The organism is Pantoea sp. SGAir0183 (genome assembly GCF_043545505.1).
On sequence record NZ_CP028053.1, the window covers coordinates 223,812 to 246,161 of the forward strand.

Genomic DNA, 22,350 nt, shown 5'->3' on the forward strand with positions numbered 1-22,350 from the left:
ATGGCTGAGGCTCAACCGCTACCCGAGGCGCCCTGCGGTGCCGAGTATCTGCGTGCGGTGTTACGTTCACCGGTATACGAAGTGGCACAGGTTACCCCACTGCAGAAGATGGAAAAAATCTCTGCACGTCTGGGCAATACCATTCTGGTGAAGCGAGAAGATCGCCAGCCAGTGCACAGTTTTAAACTGCGCGGTGCCTACGCGATGATTGCCGGCCTTGATGAAGAGCAGAAAGCACGCGGTGTTGTCACCGCGTCGGCCGGTAACCACGCCCAGGGCGTTGCGTTATCGGCGACGAAGCTGGGCATCAAGTCGCTGATCGTCATGCCGCTGGCGACAGCGGACATCAAGGTGGATGCGGTGCGTGCATTTGGCGGTGAAGCCTTCCTGTATGGTGCCAACTTTGACGAGGCGAAAGCCAAAGCCATTGAACTGGCGACGCAGCAGGGTTACACCTTTGTGCCACCGTTTGACCATCCGGCGGTCATCGCCGGACAAGGCACGCTGGCGATGGAACTGCTGCAGCAGGACGCACATCTCGATCGGGTTTTTGTTCCGGTGGGCGGCGGCGGTCTGGCCGCGGGCGTGGCGGTGCTCATCAAGCAGCTGATGCCGCAAATCAAAGTGATCGCTGTCGAGTCAGAAGACTCGGCCTGCCTGAAAGCGGCGCTGGAGGCTGGTGAGCCGGTGGATTTACCGCGCGTGGGCTTGTTCGCCGAAGGTGTGGCCGTGAAGCGCATCGGTAACGAAACTTTCCGCCTGTGCCAGGAATATCTCGACGACATCGTCACCGTGGACAGCGATGCGATCTGCGCGGCAATGAAAGATCTGTTTGAAGATGTGCGCGCCGTGGCAGAACCGTCAGGCGCGCTGGCGCTGGCGGGCATGAAGAAATACGTCCAGCAGCACGATATTCAGGGCGAACGTCTGGCGCACGTGTTGTCGGGGGCTAACGTTAACTTCCATGGTTTGCGCTACGTTTCTGAACGTTGTGAGCTGGGTGAACAACGCGAAGCTCTGCTGGCGGTCACGATCCCGGAACAGCAGGGCAGCTTCCTGAAGTTTTGTCAGACGTTGGGTGGTCGCTCAATTACCGAGTTTAACTATCGCTATGCCGACACCGACAAAGCCTGCATTTTTGTGGGCGTGCGGCTGACGCGCGGGATGGATGAGCGCGCAGAGATCATCAGCCAGTTAACGGAAAACGGCTATCAGGTGGTGGATCTGTCTGACGATGAGATGGCGAAGCTGCACGTGCGTTACATGGTGGGCGGACGGCCTTCCAAGCCGCTGCGTGAGCGCCTGTTCAGCTTTGAGTTTCCGGAAGCGCCCGGCGCATTGCTTAAGTTTCTGCAAACGCTGGGCACGCACTGGAATATCTCACTGTTCCATTACCGTAGCCACGGCACGGACTACGGCCGGGTCCTCACGGCCTTCGAGCTTGGCAACGACGAACCGCGTTTTGAAGAGCACCTTGCCGACCTGGGTTACGATTTCCACGACGAAACGCATAACCCGGCATTCCGCTTCTTCCTGGCAGGCCAGTAACTAGAGCTGGTGCCAGAATGCACTGATAAGCGGCTCTCCGAGCCGCTTTTTTTGTACACAAACACCCAGCTCCAGCGGTGCGACGGACGCCACGCTTTCCAGCGGCAGCACACGGTTTCGTACCGGCTCAGGGCTGTTCTCCAGCACCACATCCGGCAGCAGCGCAATCCCACAGCCCAGCGCTACCATCGACACGATTGCTTCATGACCGGCAACGGTCGCATAAATCAATGGGTTAACGATGCGATGACGGCGGAACCATAGCTCGATCGCCCGCCGGACCGGTCCCTGCTCGGGCAGGATAAACGGAATCTGTGACCAGTCCGGTGCCTCTTCTGTCGCCTGACTGCGCACCGGACAGGGCAGTGCAGGTGCAATCAGCCCCAGCGGCAACAGCCCCAGCGTGGTGAAATCAATGCTGGCAGGCAGCGATTCAGGTCGACCGGCAATCGCCAGATCGGCATTACCCGACTGGACCATTTCAATCGCATCGGCCGCATCGCCGGTAGTCAGTTTGATTTCCACCTGAGGATGCTCGGCGCGGAAACGATCCAGAATGGGCGGCAGATGGCTGTACGCGGCGGTCACCGAGCAAAACAGGCGCAGTTCACCACTGAGTGACGGACCGTTGAGATCCATGGCATGGCGCAATTGCTGATACTGCAGTAAGGTTTGTTGTGCAAATAACTTCAGTCTTTCGCCCGCTTCGGTGAGCGTGACGGTGCGGTTATCACGCAGAAACAACGCGTGGCCGACATCTTCTTCCAGCCGCTGAATCTGGCGTGACAGCGTGGACGGACTGACGTGCATGGCCCGTGCGGTGCGGCCAAAATGGCAGCTTTCTGCCAGATGTAAAAACAATTTGAGATCGCGTAAATCCATACAGGTTCCACCTCAGGAATGCATTGCGATTATTGCAATGTAATGTTGTTAATATATCAATTTAAGCAACAGAAATCCTGTCATATGATGGGGTCATTCGCGGCGCTGAATCTCACGCCGTCAACAGACAAAAGCAAACACAACATTTAACCGGAGTACCCATGGCTAATTACTTCAACACACTGAATCTGCGCAACCAGTTAGCGCAACTGGGCAAATGTCGTTTTATGGGGCGTGACGAGTTCGCGGATGGCGCCAGCTTCCTGAAAGGCAAAAAGATTGTGATTGTGGGCTGTGGTGCGCAGGGCCTGAACCAGGGCCTGAACATGCGCGATTCCGGTCTGGATGTTTCTTATGCCCTGCGTGCAGAAGCCATCGCCGAAAAACGTGCCTCGTATCGCAAAGCCACCGACAACGGTTTCAAAGTGGGCACTTACGAAGAACTGATTCCTCAGGCGGACCTGGTGGTTAACCTGACGCCAGACAAACAGCACTCCGCCGTGGTTCAGGCTGTACAGCCACTGATGAAAGACGGTGCCGCGCTGGGCTATTCACACGGCTTCAACATTGTCGAAGTGGGCGAAACCATCCGTAAAGATATCACCGTCGTTATGGTGGCGCCGAAGTGTCCGGGCACCGAAGTCCGTGAAGAATACAAGCGTGGCTTCGGGGTACCGACGCTGATCGCGGTTCACCCGGAAAACGATCCGAAAGGTGAAGGTATGGCTATCGCCAAAGCCTGGGCTTCTGCCACCGGTGGTGACCGCGCTGGCGTGCTGGAATCCTCTTTCGTTGCGGAAGTGAAATCTGACCTGATGGGTGAGCAGACCATTCTGTGCGGTATGCTGCAGGCCGGTTCTCTGCTGTGCTTCGATAAGCTGGTGGCTGAAGGTCACGATGCGGCGTACACTGAGAAACTGATTCAGTTTGGCTGGGAAACCATCACCGAATCCCTGAAATTTGGCGGCATTACGCTGATGATGGATCGCCTGTCTAATCCGGCGAAACTGCGTGCTTACGCACTGTCTGAGCAGCTGAAAACCATCATGGCTCCCCTGTTCCAGAAGCACATGGATGACATCATCTCAGGCGATTTCTCTGCTGGCATGATGGCGGACTGGGCGAATGACGATAAGAAGCTGCTGACCTGGCGCGAAGAGACCGGTAAAACCGCGTTCGAAACCGCCCCTCAGTTCGACGGCAAAATCGAAGAGCAAGAATACTACGACAAAGGCGTTGTCATGGTTGCCATGGTCAAAGCGGGCGTTGAGCTGGCATTTGAAACCATGGTAGATGCTGGCATCATCGAAGAGTCGGCTTACTACGAGTCACTGCACGAGCTGCCGCTGATCGCGAACACCATTGCCCGTAAACGCCTGTATGAAATGAACGTGGTTATTTCTGATACCGCTGAGTACGGTAACTACCTGTTCTCTTTTGCGGCGGTGCCGCTGCTGAAAGAGTTTATGGCCTCACTGCAGCCGGGCGATCTGGGTAAAGCTATTGACGGCACGCAGGTGGATAACGCCCAACTGCGCGACGTTAATGAAGCCATTCGTCAGCATCCTATCGAGCAGGTTGGCCGCAAACTGCGTGGTTACATGACCGATATGAAACGCATCGCGGTTGCAGGCTAAGTCGCACCGCCACCGTTTTCAGCAAATGTAAGACAAAAAGGCGCAGCCATCTGGCTGCGCCTTTTTGTTTTAGCATGCGCCTGGCGACACGATAACAGGCGGTAAAAGGCTCCTGTAACCAACATACTGACACCCGGCAAGAATAAGGAACATGCCAGCCGTAAGGTTGCCAGCAAAATACTCGTGATGATGTCTGAGGGCATAGCATACGGCGACAGAAGCGACAGCCGTGCGCTGCGGGTCGGGTCGGCATTCAGTCAGTCCCCGCCTTTTCCCCAAATGCGCTTCGGGAAGAGTCTGGCTGCGCAATGTGTGTAGATTTATCGCAAACGGCTATCTGCTTAATGGTCCACTGCGTCGTGTTTTGCAGGACTGGCACAGTGAAAACACAACACCGATGACGCCCTGGGCCATCACCTTACCCAACCGTCTGCTGCCGCTAAAAACCCGGGTTTTTATCGATGATTTTATGGCCTGGCTTAAGTCGAAATAGCGCGCTTTCGCCGCGAAAACGCATAAAAAACCCGGCCTGAGCCGGGTTTTTTTATGAGCGTGACCTGAGATCACACTTCATACAGCGTTTGATGCCGGGTTTCTTTACAGGCAATCAGGGCGATCAGCGTCAGGAAGGCCATAGAGGCCAGGTACAATCCGACGGCATATAAGCCGTAGTGCACGTTCAGCCAGGTTGCGATATATGGCGCAACGGAGGCCCCCAGAATCGACGACAGGTTGTATGAGAACGACGCGCCGGTATAGCGCACTTCTGTCGGGAACAGCTCGGGCAGCAGCGCACCCATCGGGCCAAATGTCAGGCCCATAATGCTTAATCCCAGCAGCAGGAAGGCCATCACCAGCGCCTGAGAGCCGGAACCCAACATCACAGGGAACAGGAATGAGAAACCAATAATCATCAGCGTAATGGTGATCATGGTTTTCCGGCGACCAAAGCGGTCAGCCAGCAGGCCCGCGATGGGGACCATCACGCCGAAGCCAATGACCGCCATCATCAACATCCACAGCATGCTGTTACGTGAGATGCCCAGCCCCGCAGGCGCGGCGGCGGTGCCGTAACTCATTGAGTAAACTGTCATGATGTAAAACAGCGTGTAGGTGGCGAGCATGATGAAGGTGCCCAGAATGGTCGCCGTCAGATGTTTGCTCAGAAGTGAGGCAATCGGCACGCGCACCTGCTTCTTCTCTTTCTGCACTTTGGCAAAGACCGGACTTTCATGTAGCGACACGCGCACATACAGGCCAATCAGGACCAGCACGGCAGACAGTACAAAAGGCACGCGCCAGCCCCACTGCATAAACTGCTCGTCGGTCAGCAACCAGGAGAGCAGCAGGAAGGTGCCGTTGGCAAAAAAGAATCCAATGGGCGCACCCAACTGCGGGAAGGAACCGTACAGCGCACGCTTTTTGGCTGGCGCATTTTCCGTGGCCAGCAGGGCCGCACCGCCCCATTCGCCGCCGAGTCCCAGGCCCTGACCAAAGCGGGCCAGTGCTAACAGCAGCGGGGCCAGAACGCCAATGCTCTGATAGCTGGGTAACAAACCGATGACCACGGTAGAGATCCCCATGGTCAGCAGCGAGGCTACCAGGGTGGCTTTACGACCGACACGGTCACCGAAGTGACCAAACAGCGCTGAGCCGATAGGGCGGGCAACGAACGCAATCGCGAAGGTCGCCAGTGACTGTAGCGTGGCGACAGTGGCATCACCCTGAGGAAAAAAGATATGCGGAAAGACAATGACCGCGGCGGTGGCATAAATATAGAAATCGAAAAATTCGATGGCGGTGCCGACCAGTGAAGCAATAACGACTTTACTGCGTGAGTTCACTGGCGTTGGCTCATGTTGTTTATCAAGAGTTTCTGAGATGGAGGCTTGCATAAATGTTTCTTATTTTTAAATACCGTTAAGGAATCTTACGCACCTGTATAGCGGCATTCAATGGCTGGAAACCGCGTCAGCCGCGGCTTTCTCTGCCTAAAAGTAGAAAATCTTTGCCTGATGTGAAATGTCGGAGAATGGCAGCGTTAACAGAGATAAACATGGCGAGATACTCTGTGAAAGCGCTGAAGAAAAGTGACCCCCTGGTTATTCATGCTGTAAAGTGGCTGATAAATAACCGGGGGCAGGGATTTTTCGCTGGTTACTGCTGTTCGTGGGTGGCCATTGCGCCTTTTTCAGGCATGCGTGGATCGTCTTTGTATTTGGCGGTGGCAATCCAGGCCGCGCAGAACAATGTCAGGCGGGCAAAGAAATAGAAGAACGCCATCAGCCCCAACACCGAGCCAAAAGCCGCACCCGAGGGCGAGCTGGCGAGTTTCGGCAGCGTCAACGTCATCACAAACTTAATGACTTCAAACCCGATGGCCGCCAGTAAGGTGCCACGCAGCAGGGCTTTTTTGCGCGGTTTATGGCGAGGCAGAATCCAGAAAATCCACAGAAACAGCAGATAATTTGCCAGTACAGAGATGGACGTCGCGATGATCGTCAGTGCCGGGCGCAACCATTCAATGCCATCCAGCCCTAACGCATTAACGATAGTCGCCTGGGCGGAACCGGCGACGGAGGTCAGTGACAAAGTAATCACCAGCGCCAGCATCAGGCCGGTCAGAGACAAGAAGTCGCGAATATAGCGTTTCCAGATCTTCTCTTTATCGTCGGGTTGACGTTCCCAGACGTCGCGTGACTGCGCGCGAATAGCCTCGCGTAAATTCCCCATCCAGTTGAGACCGGAATACAACGCCAGCAACAAACCGGTGATGCCCACGGTTGCGCGTTGCTGAATGGCCGTGTTCACGGTGTTTTTTAACGTGGTCGCCAGCGACGGATCGCTGATGCTACTGACGATTTTGTTGATGATATCGGTCAGGAGGTCCGGATTCGAGGCCAGCACGAAACCCACGGCAGCAAAAGACACCATTAAAATGGGGATGAGCGACAGAAACGAAAAATAGGTAATGGCGGCACCAAACTGGCTGCCGAGGCGATCGTTAAACCGATCCAGCGCGCGAATAAAGTGCGCTACCGCCGGTATCGCCTGGAACCAGGCGGCGAAGCGTGATACGCGCACGATGGAACGATCGACGGACTTGTTGCCGGTTTTAATATCGATCAGCGGTTTGGCGTCTTTTACGTTGTCCTGCTCGTCTGTCATAGACATTCACTTTCCTGTTGAACCTTAAAATCACATTATAGCCTGTCAGGTGACATACTCCTGGAGCACCTGACTTAACCACTCCATAAACACCCGAACCCGACGCGCGACATTCCGGCGATGGGGATAGAGCAAGTGAATGGGCATCGGTTTGGCCGGGAACGCATGGAGCACCTCGACCAGTTGACCGCTTTCCAGATATTTTTGGATGCCCACCGTCGGCACCTGAATAATGCCCAGGCCCGCAAGGCAGGCGGCGCGGTAGGTTTCGGTGCTGTTCACCGTCACGACGCCGCCCGTGTGCACATAGTGGCACTGCTTACCATCGAAGTATTCGAAGCCCTGCGCCGCCTGACCTAACGGCTGGCTGTAATGCACCATTGCATGCTGCGACAGCTCCTCAAGCCGAATCGGCCTGCCAAAACGCGCAAGATAGTCAGGACTGGCACAGTTAATCAAGGTGTGCGTGCCTATACGGCGGGCGATCAGTCCCGAATCCTTTAGCTCGCCAACGCGAATCACACAGTCAAAACCTTCGCGAATGACGTCAACCTGGCGATCGTTGCTGCTGAGTTCAATTTCCACGCCAGGATAGTGCTGAAGGAATTCAGGCAGACGCGGAAGAATAAGATCGCTCGCCATTGCCACGGACATGTCGACCCGCAGTTTGCCACTTAACGTCGCGGGATCGTGCTGAAACAGGCTGTCCATATCGCCAATCATCGCCAGCAAATCAAGACAGCGATCATAGTACACCAGGCCATCCTGAGTGAGCTGCACGCGGCGGGTAGTACGATGCAGCAGCCGTGTGCCCATCAGATTCTCCAGCGCCTGAATTTGCCGTGATACGCTGCCTTTTGGTAACCCAAGGCTGTCAGCCGCCGCCGTAAAACTGCCCATCTCTGCAACTCTGACGAACACCTGCATTGCATGAATTTTATCCATATGGCCTGCCGATTGTTGTTTTAAGTGGAACAGTGCTGCGCATTCTTAAGCGTTTATAGAACAATTTTTAACGAATATCCTGAATCTGTGTTCAATTTTGCAACAGGAAATCAACATGAATCGTAAAATCGTCTTGATTACGGGCGCAAATCGCGGTTTAGGCAAGAATGCAGCGCTAAAACTGGCGGCAAAAGGCCGGGATATCATCCTGACGTACCGCAATCATCAAAACGAAGCACAGGACGTCGTCAACGCTGTTGAGCGCGCAGGCGGCCGCGCCATAGCGCTACAGCTGGATGTGGGTGATGTTAGCCAGTTCGACCGCTTCATTTCTGATGTCAAAAACACCTTACAGCAGCGCTGGCAGCGTGAGACGTTTGATTATTTAGTGAACAATGCCGGGCATGGTCACTACAAACCTTTTGCCGAGACGACGGAAGCGGAATTTGATGCGCTGATGAATGTGCATTTCAAAGGGCCGTACTTCCTGACGCAGAAACTGCTGCCTGTTATCAGCGACGGCGGGCGCATTCTGAATATCTCCAGTGGATTAACGCGCCTGACCTATCCTGGCTCGGGCACCTATGCGGCGATGAAAGGGGCGATGGAAGTGCTGACCCGTTACCAGGCCAAAGAGCTGGGGGAACGTCGAATCCGCGTTAATATCCTGGCGCCGGGCGCGATTGAAACGGATTTTGGCGGCGGACGGGTGCGTGACGATAAAGCCGTGAATGAAAGCATCGCTGCGTTGACCGCTCTGGGGCGGGTCGGATTACCTGATGATATTGGCGACGCCATTTGCGCCATTCTGAGCGAGGAAACCGGCTGGATCACCGCGCAACGCATCGAAGCATCGGGCGGGCAGGGACTGTAACAGTAAGGGCGACTCCGTCGCCCTGTCGTGTCTCAGGGCGTAACGTCAATTGTGCCCTCAACGATCGTCACTGTTTTTCCGCCAATCCAGATGGTTTCGCCCTCATAAGCCACGTTCACCCGGCCCTGACGTCTGACCTGCGTGCCCTGACGAACGCGGTAATTGTGCGGTTTACCCTGAGCCGCGAAGTAGCGCGCCAGGCAGGCATTTGCGCTGCCGGTAATCGGATCTTCTGTCAGGCTGCCGTGCTCAACCAGTAATCCCCGCACTTCATACTGTTCTGTTTCTCCCGAGGGCAGCGGGCCAAAGGGCATTACACCATCCACGCTGGCGTGGGTAATTAACCGCTCAAGATCGTTGACGTCGGGTATGACGGCGCGCACCGCCTCGGCACTGACCATCGGGATAAGCAACCAGCGAATGCCCATATCCGCCACGGTGACAGGCTGTGAATGATCCAGCGCGTCGCTGTTTAATGCTGTGCTGATCAGGGCATCGTGGTAGGGCGTCAGGGTGGCGCTAGGCGCGGCAAAAGCCAGCGTACCATCGGATGCGATTGTCACCACCACATTGCCGACGCCGCACTGCTGCACCATCCTGCCTGGTGTTTTGGTTTTCCAGCCCGCCTCAAGCAGGGCATGGGCGGTACCCAGCGTGGGATGACCTGCAAACGGTAGCTCGCCCTGTACGGTGAAGATACGCACGCGATAGTCAGCCTGGCTGTCTTCTGGCGGCAGGACAAAGGTCGTCTCGGATAAGTTGGTCCAGCGCGCAATCGCCGCCATCTGGCTGTCGTCGAGGCCCTGCGCATCCATGATGACGGCCAGCGGATTGCCGTTGAACGCAATCGAGGTGAAAACGTCCACTTGTTTAAACGCAACCTTCATTGTCACTCCTTTTCATTGAGATAAAGCGGTTTTTTCATGCCCGGGCAATTGCTTATGTCAGTTAACAGGGCTATGAATAAGTTAAGCAACCGGATGGAGCCTGCTATGTTAAAAATTCTTGGACGCGCCTCCTCAATCAATGTGCGCAAAGTATTATGGCTGTGTGACGAGCTGGACCTGCTTTACGAACGCGAAGAGTGGGGCGAAGGTTTCAAATCCACTCACTCGCCAGAATTTATGGCGCTTAATCCCAATGCCATGATCCCGGTATTACTCGACGACGACTTTGTCATGTGGGAATCCAACGCTATTTTGCGCTATCTGGCCACGGCCTATGGCGGCGAGTGGCTTTACCCGGAAAATCCGCGCGCGCGCGCGCCGGTGGATCAGTGGATGGACTGGCAATCAACCGAACTTAACACCTCGTGGCGCTATGCCTTTATGTCGCTGGTGCGCCATTCGCCCGCGCATCAGGATCCCCGCCTGTTAGCTGCGGCCTGCAAAGGCTGGTCCCATACCATGGGGATTCTCAACCAGCAGCTGGAGCACACCGGTCGCTATGTCGCCGGACGCAACTTCACGCTGGCGGATATCCCGATTGGCCTTGCCGTGAACCGCTGGTTTGAAACCCCGCTGGATCATCCCGACCTGCCGGCTGTCCGGACCTATTACGAACGTCTGACTGAACGCCATGGTTATACCATCTGGGGACGGAACGGAACGCCCTGAGCCCGACCCGGCGGCAGGCCCGCAAGTTCACAGGCGATGGCACCGACGCGGGCGATAGCGCGAATGTAGCGATCGGTAAACGGATAGCAGCACGAGAGGCGCAGTGCATGGTTATAGCGCTCACTCAGCGAATACAGCGCGCCGGGCGTCACGCAGATCTGCTCTTTCAGCAGACGAGAGAACATCTCGGTCGTGTTCACGTTGCCCGGCAGTTCCACCCAAAAAACAAAGCCGCCGCGCGGCAACGTGGCCTGCGTGCCCTGGGGAAAATGCTGGGCAATTAACCCTCGCGCCTCATCCAGATTGCTGGCATAACAGCGCCGCAGGCTACGCAGATGATGGTCATAACCGCCATTGGCAAGAAACTCTGCCAGCGTCTCTGACAGCAGAGCGGACTCCGCCATCGATGACACGGCTTTAAGCCGTGCGATAGCATCGTGGAAGCGTCCGGCCGCAATCCAGCCGACACGGAAATCCGGCGCAACGGTTTTGGTAAAGCTGGTGCAGTATAAAACCCAGCCCTGCTCGTCAAAGGCCTTCACGGCAGGGGAAAGCGGCCAGTCAAACTGCAATTCATCGTAAAGGCCGTCTTCGATGAGCGGAACTTTGTAAGTATTTACCAACCTTGCGAGCCTTTTCTTGTCGGGCAGGCTCATACAGTAACCCAGCGGATTTTGCGCCGTGGGCATCGCCACAATCGCCTGAAGTCGCTCTTCCTGCAGCAGCATTTCCAGCGCATCCAGCGACAAACCACGCTGCGGATCGGTGGGGATTTCCAGCGCTTTGAGGCCGAGTGAAGCCAGCAAAGGGAACAAAAAAAAGTAGGTAGGTGATTCCAGCCCTACGCAGTCGCCGGGCTGCGTCACCGCGCGCAATGCCAGCTGCAACGCCTCCATACAACCATGGGTGAGGGTGATATCATCGGCGGTGAGTGACTGACCCGCATGTAATGCGCGTCGCGCAATCTCCTCCCGTAAGCGCTCACTACCGGGCGGAAGCGCATAGCGACCGATAAGGTTGGGATTGCGTCGTAGCAATGAGGCGGTGATGCGGGCTAACCGGGCCGAGGGGAACAGTTCGCTGTCCTGCGGACAGGCCAGCGAGATATTGATGTAATCAGGATGATTCTGCGCGGCGAACACTTTATCGATCAAATCCAGCTTTTCGTTGCTGGGATCGCGTATCACACGAGCAGCGTGCTGAGTATGCCGGGTGACCACAGGCAGGACGCCGCGCACGTAATAGCCTGATTGCGGTCGTGCCTCAATCAGGCCACGGTTCTCCAGCAGCTGCCAGGCATTCAGCACGGTGTTCACGCTCACCTGGTGCGACTGGGCGACGCGACGGATAGCCGGTAAGCGCTTACCAGGCTTGAGAGTACCCTGATGAATGGCCTCTGCGAAGCTATCGGCCAGTTGCTGGTAAAGCGTTTGTTCAGGCTGAATTTCAAGGGACACAATTGCCTCCTGGCACGACAGGTACAGTTTGACATCATCGTGATTGTACCCATCAAAATAGCCATTTCCTGTCCCTGTTACCATCACTTTTCGCAACGTAGCATGGTGCTCTGTCTCCCTGTCAGGAATACCATGATGCTTGATCCCTCTTTTTTCAGTTATGTCACCGTGATGTCGATTACGCCGGGTCCTAACAACCTGTTGCTTGCCACTTCCGGCGTGAATTTTGGTATGCGCCGGACGCTGCCGATGGTGTTTGGCATTTTACTTGGATGCGGCCTGCAAACGGTTATTGCGGGCATGACACTGGAGCTGTTGCTGCACTGGATGGCATCCATCCGCTTGCCGCTTACGCTGGTGGGATGTAGCTATCTGCTGTGGCTGTCCTGGAAAATATTTCGTGCGGCTGCACCTGAGGCCCGGCACAAGCCTCAGCCGATGACGTTTCTCGGCGGTGCCTGCTTTCAGGCGGTGAATCCTAAAGCCTGGTTAATGGCCAGCAACGTGGCGCTGTTGTACAGCGCCAACAGTCACGTCCTGATCGTGATGGCGAGTTTTATGCTGCTCAATCTGCCCTGCATATTATTGTGGGCGGCGTTAGGTGACCGCCTGCGCGGTCACCTGCAAATCGCCTGGAAACGCCAGCTGTTCAACAGCCTGATGGCGCTGTCACTGGTGGTAACGACGATCTGGATGCTGGCCGATGCCCTGAAAGCGGTTTAGTCCGGTGCGCCGGGGGCGCTGGCGGAGGGCCACTTCCAGTTCTGCACCTCCGGCACATCTTCGCCATAGACCCGTACATAGCGATGATGCTCTGCCAGGCGCTGCTGCAGATCGTCAGGCAGTTCAGGATGGCGATCGGCAAGCCCCGGGATATGCCTGATGGCCGCCAGCGCCAGATGATAGCGATCCAGCTCGTTCAGCACCGTCATGTCGAAAGGCGTGGTGGTTGTGCCCTCTTCATTAAAGCCATGCACATGGAAATTACAATGGTTATTGCGTTGATAGGTCAGCCGGTGGATCAGACTGGGGTAACCATGGAAGGCAAAAATCACCGGCTTGTCTGCGGTAAACAGCGCATCAAACGCCTCTTCTGACTTGCCGTGAGGATGCTGTTTCTGCGTTTGCAGCGCCAGCAGGTCTACCACGTTAACCACCCGAATGCGCAGGTCCGGCAGATAACTTCGCAGCAGATCGACGGCCGCCAGGGTTTCCATGGTGGGCACATCACCCGCGCAGGCCATCACCACATCCGGCTCTGCGTCCTGCGGGGTTGTGCCGGCCCAGTGCCATTCACCCATTCCGGCCTCGCAATGGGCGATGGCGCTGTCCATGTCCAGCCACTGCGGCGCAGGCTGTTTGCCGGCCACAATCACGTTGATGCGGTCCCATGTTCGCAGACAGTGGTCGCCCACCCATAACAACGTATTTGCATCGGGCGGCAGGTAAATACGCACAATGTCGGCTTTTTTATTGGCAACGTGATCGATAAAGCCCGGATCCTGATGACTGTAACCGTTATGATCCTGACGCCAGACGTGAGAAGACAGCAGATAGTTAAGCGAGGAGATGGGCTGACGCCAGCCCAGCTTACGCGTCACCTTTAACCATTTGGCATGCTGATTGAACATCGAGTCAATGATGTGAATAAAGGCTTCGTAGCAGTTAAATAATCCGTGCCTGCCGGTAAGCAGATATCCTTCCAGCCAGCCCTGACACTGATGTTCACTGAGAATTTCCATTACCCGACCATCGGGGGCCAACTGCTCATCATAAGGCTCAATAGCTTCAAGCCAGGTGCGGCTGGTGGTGTCAAATACCGGCGTCAGGCGGTTAGAGGCGGTTTCATCCGGACCAAACACGCGGAAATTGTCCCGATTGCGTTGGAGCAGGGCGTTAAGATAACGGCCAAACTGTTCAGTTGCCTGTCCGGCCTGCGAGCCGGGCTGCTGTGTATCGAAAGCAAATTCGCGAATATCAGGCGTAACTAATTCACGGCGCAGTAAACCACCGTTGGCAAACGGGGACGCGCCCATACGTTTGTCGCCCTGTGGGGCCAGCGCCTGCAGTTCCGGCTTAAGCCGCCCCTGTTCATCAAACAGATCGTCAGGCTGATAGCTGCGCAGCCAGTTCTCCAGAATGTTACGGTGGTCTTCGTTTTCGCGGCAGGCCGCTACGGGCACCTGGTGCGCCCGCCAGAAACCTTCCACTTTCTTGCCATCTACCGTTTTCGGCCCGGTCCAGCCTTTAGGGCTGCGCAGGATAATCATCGGCCAGCGGGGAATGGACTTCATTGGTGAGCCCTGCCGGGCGGCCTGTTGAAAGCCGGCAATCTCTGAAAAAGCGCGATCCAGCGTGTCGGCCATCAACGGATGCATCTCTTCAGGTTCATGACCGCAGACAAACAGCGGTTCATAGCCGTAACCGCGAAACAGCTGACGCAGATCGTCGTCACTGGCGCGGCCCAGAATCGTTGGATTCGCAATCTTATAACCATTCAGATGCAGAATGGGCAGCACGGCACCGTCGCGCTGGGGATTAAGAAACTTAATCCCGTGCCAGCTGGAGGCCAGCGGCCCGGTTTCGGCTTCGCCGTCGCCAATGATGCAGGACGCGATCAGATCGGGGTTATCAAAGACAGCGCCAAAGGCATGAGAAAGTGAGTAGCCTAACTCTCCACCTTCATTGATCGAGCCCGGGGTTTCGGGTGCCGCATGACTGGGAATACCGCCCGGAAAAGAAAACTGTTTGAACAGCTTCTGCATGCCGTCGGCATCCTGACGGATATGCGGATAGATTTCGCTATAGCTCCCCTCAAGCCAGGTATTCGCAACCATGCCAGGCCCGCCATGGCCGGGACCACAGACATAAATAAGGTTGAGGTCGCGCTGACGAATAATCCGGTTCAGATGGGCATAGATAAAATTCAGTCCGGGCGTGGTGCCCCAGTGGCCCAGTAAGCGCGGTTTAATATGCTCTGGCTTCAATGGCTCGCGTAACAGCGGATTGTCCATCAAATAAATCTGCCCGACAGACAGATAGTTAGCGGCGCGCCAGTAGCGATCAAGTAACGTGAGTTCGTGTGCCGTGTTCGGTTGAGCCATGCCATTTTCTCCTGCATTACGTCAGACGATGCACTAACCCTAATAGAGAATGGGGGAGTCAACCAGGCAAGCGGCAAACAAAAAGGCCTCGCAAGCGAGGCCTCAGACAGGTAGAAGACGGTTATTTACCGACGACGTAGGCAGTTTCACGGCCTTCGTCATTCGCGGCCACCGGCGTTACAGGCGTATACGGCAGTTGCAGGACGCGGCTGGTTTCAGCCAGCACTTTTTCAGTCAGGGCGACGTCACCGTTAAGTTTGCGGCCCCAGGACGGCACAACGGCACGAATTTTATTTTGCCATTCCGGTGACGCCATCTGCTCTGGACAGACCTTGTGCAGCAGTTCCAGCATGATCGGTGCCGCTGTTGAGGCGCCCGGCGAAGCACCCAGCAGTGCCGAAATCGAGCCATCTTCCGACGACACCACTTCTGTGCCCAGACGCAATACTGCGCCTTCTTTTTCATCTTTCTTGATGATTTGCACGCGCTGACCTGCGGTCACCAGACGCCAGTCTTCCTGCTTCGCCTGCGGAACATAGGCGCGCAGCGCGTCCATCCGGTCACGGTCGCTTTGCAGAACCTGATCCATCAGGTACTTCACCAGATCAAAGCTTTTCAGTCCGACTTTGATCATCGGCATAAGGTTAGTACTGTTCAGCGAGGCAAACATGTCCAGCAGCGAACCCTGCTTCAGGAACTTGGTCGAGAAGGTCGCGAACGGCCCAAACAGCAGAACCTGTTTGCCGTTCAGAACGCGCGTGTCCACATGCGGCACGGACATTGGCGGCGCACCGACGCTCGCTTTACCATAGACCTTCGCCATATGCTGTTTCACAACATCGGGATTTTCGGTCACCAGGAAAGAGCCGCCGACCGGGAAGCCCGCATAGCCATTGGCTTCGGGAACGCCAGCCTTCTGCAGCAACGGCAACGCCGCACCGCCTGCGCCAATGAAAATCTTACCGGCGGTTAACGTACGACGTGAACCGTCTGTCAGGCTGACAAGGGTAACCTGCCAGCGACCATCGTTCAGGCGTGTAATGTCGCGAACTTCCTGGCTCATGCGCAAACGGAAACTGGCTTTTTTCTCCAGTGAGGCAATCAACTGACGCGTCACTTCACCGAAATCGACGTCGGTGCCCATATCGGTCCAGGTCGCGGCCACTTTTTGACTGGCGGGACGGCCTTTCATCACCAACGGAATCCACTTCGCAATTTGCTGTGGATCTTCAGAGTAAGCCATGCCACGGAACAAAGTGCTTTTCTGTAATGCGTTAAAGCGTTTGCGCAGGAAGTTAACGTTGTCATCGCCCCAGACAAAGCTCATATGCGGTGTGCTGTGGATAAAGCTTTTTGGCGTATGCAGATTGCCTTTCTGGACATGATAGGCCCAGAACTGGCGAGAAATCTGGAAGGCTTCGTTAATCGCAATGGCTTTCGCGATATCGATACTGCCGTCAGCTCTCTGCGGCGTATAGTTCAGCTCGGCCAGCGCGGCATGGCCTGTACCGGCATTGTTCCAGCCATTAGAGGACTCTTCCGCCACATGCGGCAGCCGTTCCACCATTTCAATGGACCAGTCTGGCTCAAGATCCTGCAGCCAGGTGCCTAAGGTGGCGCTCATGACGCCAGCGCCAATGAGTAGCACATCGACGTCTTTACGCTCCTGCGCCCCGGTGGTGTCCTTTCCGCTAACACTCATTGTGAGCGCAAGATTTACAGCTGATTTGCACATGAGGCGACATCTCCTCTTCTGTTGACCTGAAGCTCAACAGTGTTGCAGGTGAAATAGTCACGCTTCTGTCGAGCGCGTTGCGCTATTTCCGGGTTAAGACTCAGGTATAGGTTAAAGCGACGATAACGAGTTAACTGAACGTTATGCTTTGTTGCCCAAATATAACATTCTCGCGTTCGAATTAAACATTTGTTTATTTTTTAAATGCAGAAATGATTCAGCATAAGAAAGAATCATAATAACAGGCGCGCCATAAGCCTTTTTTGCAGCTAACTCAACGGGTTAAGTAAAAGAGGATGTTGCGGGATTGCCCCATAATGGTGCGGTATGAAAATGTCACTTAGCGAAAGGAATAATATAACCTAATGAAAAAAAGGGATTATTGAAATTTATTCTTTGCGTTGAATTTTTAATCGATAAGGCGGCGAAGGCTATCTTGTAAAACAAATGTTACATTTTTGTGACCTCATAGCCAGCCAGGTGACTGACCGACGGCAAGGAAGCGCGCCGCATCGTTGACGCTTTGCATGATCAAAGGTTCTCCACCGCCAGCCTCTCAGTAATTCAGTCTTTTAAAAAAAGAGGGGCAGCAGGCAGATGTCGCCCTGACGGCGTGATTACGCCCGAAACCAGCGGCGCCAGATAAAGCGAATAACAAAAAACTCCAGCGCGCCCAGAAGTAAAAACCACAGGCAAAAGACCACGGTATAAAGCTGATTAAGGTCCTGCAGATGGAACATCTGTTGCAGGTGCTGCGCGACGGCCAGGCTAAACGCGGGAGCGGGAAGCAGAAGGGCAGAGAGAAAGCCCAACAGTAAAATGCCGCCGGGAATGATCAGGGATTCGAAGGGGTTAGTCATGGACAAAAATTCCGTATTTACCAGCCCGCCATTTTCCGGCATTCCGCGGGAAGGTTCAATGACGGACTGTTCAGGGCAGGAAGTCACGCTGTGCATTGCAAAGAAAAGGCTTAAATGACATTAACTTAGAGACATTCATAGCGATTGTTATGAGTTATAGCCTTTGCTATACTTAAATCCCTGATTTTATTGTCTTTTTATAACGATTATTGCGTGATAGACTGCGCGCACTTTTTAATAACCGAGCCATATGTGTGATGAATTCAGCCCGAAATGCTGGCTTTTCATCCCAAGTGAACAAATCATGACCTTTATCGCCACCCTGATTCTTGCTTTTGGAATGTCGATGGACGCATTTGCTGCTGCGCTGGGCAAAGGTGCGACCTTGCATCGCCCGGGCCTGAAAGAAGCCGTGCGCACCGGTCTGATTTTCGGTTGTATCGAAGCCCTGACGCCGCTGATTGGCTGGGCATTGGGTCTTGCTGCCAGCCAGTATGTTGCCGCGTGGGATCACTGGATAGCCTTTTTCCTGCTGGCGTTCCTGGGTGCCCGAATGATGATGGAAGGCTTCCGTAAAACGGCGTCTGAACCGTGCGAAGCGCCGCAAAGCCATGGTTTTATGGTCCTGGCGGCGACCGCCGTTGCCACCAGCCTGGATGCGCTGGCGGTTGGCGTGGGGCTGGCCTTCCTTCAGGTTAATATCGTCACCACGGCTCTGACAATCGGTGCCGCCACTACCGTTATGGCTACCACTGGCGTGCTGGTCGGCCGCTTCATTGGGCCTGTGTTAGGTAAATGGGCCGAAGTGCTGGGCGGACTGGTCCTCATCGCCATTGGCTCCACCATCCTCACCGAGCATCTCGGACTGTTTCAGTAACGCCCGCAAAATCGTATTTTGTGATCTGGTTCAAAATTTATTGCTGATTAAAACAGCAGGAGCTATACTTTTCCTGTATTTATTCAACAAATTTTTAACTGGATGCTGTATGAAACGTTTTTTTAAGTACGTGTTTCACGCGTATGTGGAAACCTTTAAACACGTACCACCCGGTGCGCTGAACTAAGCGCCACGTTTTACCCTCGATAGTCGCGGTCAGGGAATGACCGGTGATTATCACCTCATTTTGCCGTTCTTCTCGCCTGACTCCGCCTCTCTGTTCAGCCCGCACTGGCCTTGCATTCCGCCTGACATACTGTGATACAACTGGACATCCACTGTGCCAATCGCAGTACGATTTCCGTCATGTTTTTTGCTACTCTGCGCGCCGATTTATTCTCAACACGGGTGGATCGCCCGACATAATAAAAGAGGCAGCAATGCAGTTATGCAGTTTTTATCTTCCCGCTCAGGGGAAAAAAAGCGTGGGTATCGTACGGGAACAGGGCGTGATCGATGTCGGGATGCGCCTGGGCAAAGCCTGCCCGGATTTAAAAACCTTTTTGACACGTTCTTCTCTGGCCGATCTTGCCGCCTTTCAGAACATGCCCGTCGATCACGCGTTTTCCGCCGTGCAGTTTCTTCCCGTTATTGAGCAGCCTGGAAAAATTTTCTGCGTAGGAATGAACTACGCAGATAAACGCCAGGAGTTTGCCGCAACGCTGGACGCGCCAACCTTATTTATCCGTTTTGCTGATTCACTGACCGGCCATGAGCAACCGCTGCAAAAACCGCTGACTACCCAGGAATTCGATTACGAGGGTGAGCTGGCGGTGATTATTGGTAAACCGGCGCATCGGGTTAAGGCCGCCGACGCGCTGGACGTCATTGCGGGTTACAGCTGCTTTATGGATGCCACCGTGCGCGACATGCAGTTTACCTGGTTTACCGCCGGGAAAAACTGGCCGCAGACCGGAGGATTTGGCCCCTGGATGACGACTGCGGACGAGATTCCTGATCCCCAACAGTTATCGATTAAAACCCGACTGAACGGTCGTGAAGTGCAAAACGATACCACCGCCAGCATGGTGCATCCGGTCGCCAGCATTATCGAATATATCTCTGCCTTCAGTCCGCTATCACCCGGCGATGTCATTATCACCGGCTCCCCCGGCGGCGTAGGGAAAAAACGGACGCCGCCCCTGTTCATGTTCCGTGGCGACGTGGTGGAAGTCGAGATAGAAAAAATCGGTTGCCTGCGTAACCCTGTCGCCTGACGCAGTGTATTCACTGCCTCTCTGCCGATCCCGTCCTACACTCAATAAGTACCCAGGAACAGGAGCAGCTGATGAGGCGTACCATCCGGTGTAAAAGGCGACAGGGCATAGCCGTGGCCGCAGGGGTTGGTTTAGGTATAGGTGCAGTGCTGTGGGGCGCGAAGCGCTGGCAGCAAATGAAACAAACGCCGCCTGTTTCACCGCGTAGTCACCATGCGGGGCTGGCGGGTTACTATCAACAGATCGGTGACTGGCGCATGTTCACCCGCGTGACGCCCGACGCGCCTCATGGTTTACCTGTCGTTCTGCTTCACGGTCTGGCGATGTCAGGCCGTTCGATGGAGGCGCTGGCCCTCGCGCTGGGTCGGGACTATCACGTGCTGGTCCCCGACCTGCCCGGCTTTGGCGGTAGCGCGTTGCCCGCATCGGCACCGGTGCTTTCCGTCAGTGAACTGGCCGATATCCTGTGGCAGTGGCTCCAGCACAATGGTTTCCGGCGGGCAATCTGGGTCGGCAGCGCCTTTGGCTGTCAGGTGCTGGCGGCGCTGGCGGATAATCACCCGGACGCTGTGGCCGGACTGGTGCTACAGGGGCCCACAGCCGATCGCCATGCGCGAAGCCTGTTGCGCCAGCTCTGGCGCGGCTGGCGCAACAGCCGACTGGAAGCCCACCGTTCACCTGACCCGCTGGCCCGCATCGACTGGGCGAAAGCCGGTCTCCCCCGTGTATTTGGCACGCTGCGCGCCATGCTTAACGATCCGATTGAATACCATCTGACGTATCTGACGGCCCCCACATTGTTGCTCCGGGGTTCGCGGGACCCGGTTTGTCCGGCGCGCTGGCTGGATGAGCTGGCGGGGCTGTTGCCTCAGTGTGAAAAAATCACCCTGCGCGGCGGTACCCACCGGCTGCACTATGTCTATCCATGGAGCTTCTGCCATGCGATCCGACCCTTTTTGGCCCGTATTCAGCAGGAGAACGCCGATGAGTAAACCGCCGAAGGGCATCGCCCGCTTTGATTCCGCAGCAACCATGTTGCTGGCTCTGACAAGTGCACTGCGCGATGAGCCCCTGACCCGTTCGTCATCGATGCTGGACCGGTTACTGCCTTCACTGGATCGACTACCGAGCCGGTTACGTGAATGGGGCCATGCGATAAGTGGCCAGGCGGACGGAATCAGCCCGAAACAGGCGGGTGAGCTGGATGTGGAAGGCATCGCCGAATGGATGGTGAGTGCCTACCCGCAGCGCGAGTATCCGGCGGCATTTATCGGCGCATCGAACGGTGCGCTGGTCCATCTGGCGGCGGCGATGGGAACGCCCTGGCTACCGCAAACGTTTCTGTGCCCGGTGCGCGTGGAACCCAGCGATCCGGACGATGCCCAGGCCGGCTTTGAGCAAGGCAAAGCGGTGGCCGCGGCGCTGCTGGCGACCTGGCCAAGGCTGGCGGTCCATCACAGGCAGGATCCGAGTCAGGACCGGCTGCTGCTCGAAAATATGCAGGCTTTCCGGCTTAAATTACGCGATATGCCACTCGCCTTTAATGAATTTCTGCTGGGAGGATTGCCCGCAGGCGCGACCCTGTTTATCAATCACTGCACGCGCCAGTGGCCGGTCACCCGCACCAGCGACCGTTCGTTTTTCCAGTTTGGCGCACCCGGTGGGGCAACGGAAAGCGAGTATTTGCAGGGCGGCCCCCGCGTTGCGGAATATCTGGCGCGGGCAGGGGTTGATCGGGCGCGCTGGACGCCGCCTGCCATCACCGATCATGTCCCTGAAGCCGAATGGGGGCTGGACGGTTACCTGATCTCTCCTCTGAAAAAACTGGCAGAAGCTCAACGCTGGACGCTGATGGAAATTCGTTATGAGCAACCGGAGGCGCTGAGTTTTGTGGTGGCGGAAATCTACCGTGACTGGTATCTGGCGGCAGGCGTGCTGCCCACCCGGCTTACGGTAGACAGCTTTATATTGCTGGATCCCTGGTGCAGTATGCAGCAACAGGCGATTCCCTTCTGGCTGATGTTCCCCTCTGCCGCCTCGGCAGATGCGCTGCAGCGTTTTCTGGAAAAACAGCCGCCGTTCCGCTACATCGATATGCTGTTGTACTCACAAGGGGCCGACAGCATCGGGCTGGCCGACATCGCCCGCTGGCAGCAGTTGCTTACCTTCGCCAAAGACGAAGGCGCGCTGGTCGGTGTGGATGAAACGCGTTTTCCTCATGATGTCACCAGTGTTTCGCAGTTTGACGCGGCGCTCCGTGAGCGGGCACCGCTGCTGCCTGCGCCGCCGCCGCTCACTGTCGGGACAGCGATCGCCGGTATTCAGCGTTACGGCGCCCGTCATGGCGTGAGCATCAGGGCGCTAACCTGA

The 22,350-nt window shown here is 55.7% G+C and carries 19 protein-coding genes; 10 read left to right on the plus strand and 9 right to left on the minus strand.

Going from position 1 to position 22,350, the window contains the following annotated elements:
* Positions 1–1,548 carry a threonine ammonia-lyase, biosynthetic gene (ilvA, locus tag C1N59_RS01045; RefSeq protein ID WP_006121157.1) on the plus strand — a complete coding sequence of 516 codons (1,548 nt, stop codon included), beginning with the start codon at positions 1–3 and terminating at the stop codon, positions 1,546–1,548.
* Here the strand turns inward: ilvA and ilvY are convergent, their stop codons facing one another.
* Positions 1,549–2,430 (minus strand): HTH-type transcriptional activator IlvY, encoded by an 882-nt coding sequence (gene ilvY, locus C1N59_RS01050; protein WP_039342836.1) that lies wholly within the window; start codon positions 2,428–2,430, stop codon positions 1,549–1,551.
* Between the two features lie 161 nt (positions 2,431–2,591).
* Between ilvY and ilvC the strand changes: the two genes are divergently transcribed.
* Entirely contained in the window at positions 2,592–4,067 is a 1,476-nt protein-coding gene (gene ilvC, locus C1N59_RS01055) for a ketol-acid reductoisomerase (RefSeq protein WP_033738325.1), read from the plus strand.
* A 310-nt stretch (positions 4,068–4,377) separates the two neighbouring features.
* Entirely contained in the window at positions 4,378–4,560 is a 183-nt protein-coding gene (locus C1N59_RS01060; RefSeq protein WP_394550191.1) for a type 2 periplasmic-binding domain-containing protein, read from the plus strand.
* A 70-nt stretch (positions 4,561–4,630) separates the two neighbouring features.
* On the opposite strand, the gene C1N59_RS01065 is transcribed toward C1N59_RS01060, so the two are convergent.
* The 3 genes from C1N59_RS01065 to C1N59_RS01075 all read right to left on the minus strand — a co-directional run bounded on the left by C1N59_RS01065 (position 4,631) and on the right by C1N59_RS01075 (position 8,180).
* Complete coding sequence (locus tag C1N59_RS01065; RefSeq protein ID WP_033738323.1) at positions 4,631–5,962, minus strand: MFS transporter; 1,332 nt, start codon at positions 5,960–5,962, stop codon at positions 4,631–4,633.
* Positions 5,963–6,224: 262 nt separating this feature from the next.
* Positions 6,225–7,241, minus strand: a complete 1,017-nt coding sequence (gene yhjD / locus C1N59_RS01070; protein WP_110268694.1) for an inner membrane protein YhjD — start codon at positions 7,239–7,241, stop codon at positions 6,225–6,227.
* Between the two features lie 39 nt (positions 7,242–7,280).
* The gene (locus C1N59_RS01075) at positions 7,281–8,180 is read right to left on the minus strand and encodes a LysR family transcriptional regulator (protein ID WP_033738321.1); all 900 of its coding nucleotides are present in this window, start codon (positions 8,178–8,180) and stop codon (positions 7,281–7,283) included.
* 115 nt (positions 8,181–8,295) lie between these two features.
* Between C1N59_RS01075 and C1N59_RS01080 the strand changes: the two genes are divergently transcribed.
* Positions 8,296–9,054, plus strand: coding sequence for an SDR family NAD(P)-dependent oxidoreductase (locus C1N59_RS01080; RefSeq protein ID WP_033738320.1), 759 nt, complete (start codon positions 8,296–8,298; stop codon positions 9,052–9,054).
* A gap of 32 nt (positions 9,055–9,086) precedes the next feature.
* Here C1N59_RS01080 and C1N59_RS01085 read toward each other — a convergent pair whose 3' ends face one another.
* Positions 9,087–9,941: a PhzF family phenazine biosynthesis protein gene (locus tag C1N59_RS01085; protein ID WP_033738318.1), complete on the minus strand. Its 855-nt coding sequence runs from the start codon at positions 9,939–9,941 to the stop codon at positions 9,087–9,089.
* A gap of 105 nt (positions 9,942–10,046) precedes the next feature.
* Between C1N59_RS01085 and C1N59_RS01090 the strand changes: the two genes are divergently transcribed.
* A complete protein-coding gene (locus tag C1N59_RS01090) occupies positions 10,047–10,670 on the plus strand; it encodes a glutathione S-transferase family protein (RefSeq protein WP_033738317.1) in 624 nt (207 codons plus the stop codon).
* Here C1N59_RS01090 and C1N59_RS01095 read toward each other — a convergent pair.
* The gene (locus C1N59_RS01095; RefSeq protein ID WP_039342848.1) at positions 10,637–12,127 is read right to left on the minus strand and encodes an aminotransferase-like domain-containing protein; all 1,491 of its coding nucleotides are present in this window, start codon (positions 12,125–12,127) and stop codon (positions 10,637–10,639) included. The two genes, C1N59_RS01090 and C1N59_RS01095, sit on opposite strands and share 34 nt — an antisense overlap.
* A gap of 135 nt (positions 12,128–12,262) precedes the next feature.
* On the opposite strand from C1N59_RS01095, the gene C1N59_RS01100 reads away from it, so the two are divergent.
* Positions 12,263–12,850: a LysE family translocator gene (locus C1N59_RS01100; RefSeq protein ID WP_033738356.1), complete on the plus strand. Its 588-nt coding sequence runs from the start codon at positions 12,263–12,265 to the stop codon at positions 12,848–12,850.
* Here the strand turns inward: C1N59_RS01100 and C1N59_RS01105 are convergent.
* From C1N59_RS01105 to C1N59_RS01115, 3 genes are all read right to left on the minus strand, one after another.
* Positions 12,847–15,231: a phosphoketolase family protein gene (locus tag C1N59_RS01105; RefSeq protein WP_394550192.1), complete on the minus strand. Its 2,385-nt coding sequence runs from the start codon at positions 15,229–15,231 to the stop codon at positions 12,847–12,849. The genes C1N59_RS01100 and C1N59_RS01105 overlap by 4 nt on opposite strands.
* A gap of 121 nt (positions 15,232–15,352) precedes the next feature.
* Entirely contained in the window at positions 15,353–16,966 is a 1,614-nt protein-coding gene (mqo, locus tag C1N59_RS01110) for a malate dehydrogenase (quinone) (RefSeq protein ID WP_033738313.1), read from the minus strand.
* A 617-nt stretch (positions 16,967–17,583) separates the two neighbouring features.
* Positions 17,584–17,826, minus strand: a complete 243-nt coding sequence (locus C1N59_RS01115) for a DUF1158 domain-containing protein (protein WP_033738354.1) — start codon at positions 17,824–17,826, stop codon at positions 17,584–17,586.
* Positions 17,827–18,130: 304 nt separating this feature from the next.
* Between C1N59_RS01115 and mntP the strand changes: the two genes are divergently transcribed.
* The 4 genes from mntP (at position 18,131) to C1N59_RS01135 (ending at position 22,350) form a co-directional block, all read left to right on the plus strand.
* Complete coding sequence (gene mntP / locus C1N59_RS01120) at positions 18,131–18,703, plus strand: manganese efflux pump MntP (protein ID WP_033738352.1); 573 nt, start codon at positions 18,131–18,133, stop codon at positions 18,701–18,703.
* A gap of 440 nt (positions 18,704–19,143) precedes the next feature.
* A complete protein-coding gene (locus C1N59_RS01125; protein WP_006121146.1) occupies positions 19,144–19,980 on the plus strand; it encodes a fumarylacetoacetate hydrolase family protein in 837 nt (278 codons plus the stop codon).
* Positions 19,981–20,051: 71 nt separating this feature from the next.
* Complete coding sequence (locus tag C1N59_RS01130; RefSeq protein WP_173476982.1) at positions 20,052–20,972, plus strand: alpha/beta fold hydrolase; 921 nt, start codon at positions 20,052–20,054, stop codon at positions 20,970–20,972.
* Positions 20,965–22,350, plus strand: a complete 1,386-nt coding sequence (locus tag C1N59_RS01135) for a hypothetical protein (RefSeq protein WP_172913592.1) — start codon at positions 20,965–20,967, stop codon at positions 22,348–22,350. Before C1N59_RS01130 ends, C1N59_RS01135 begins: the two co-directional genes overlap by 8 nt.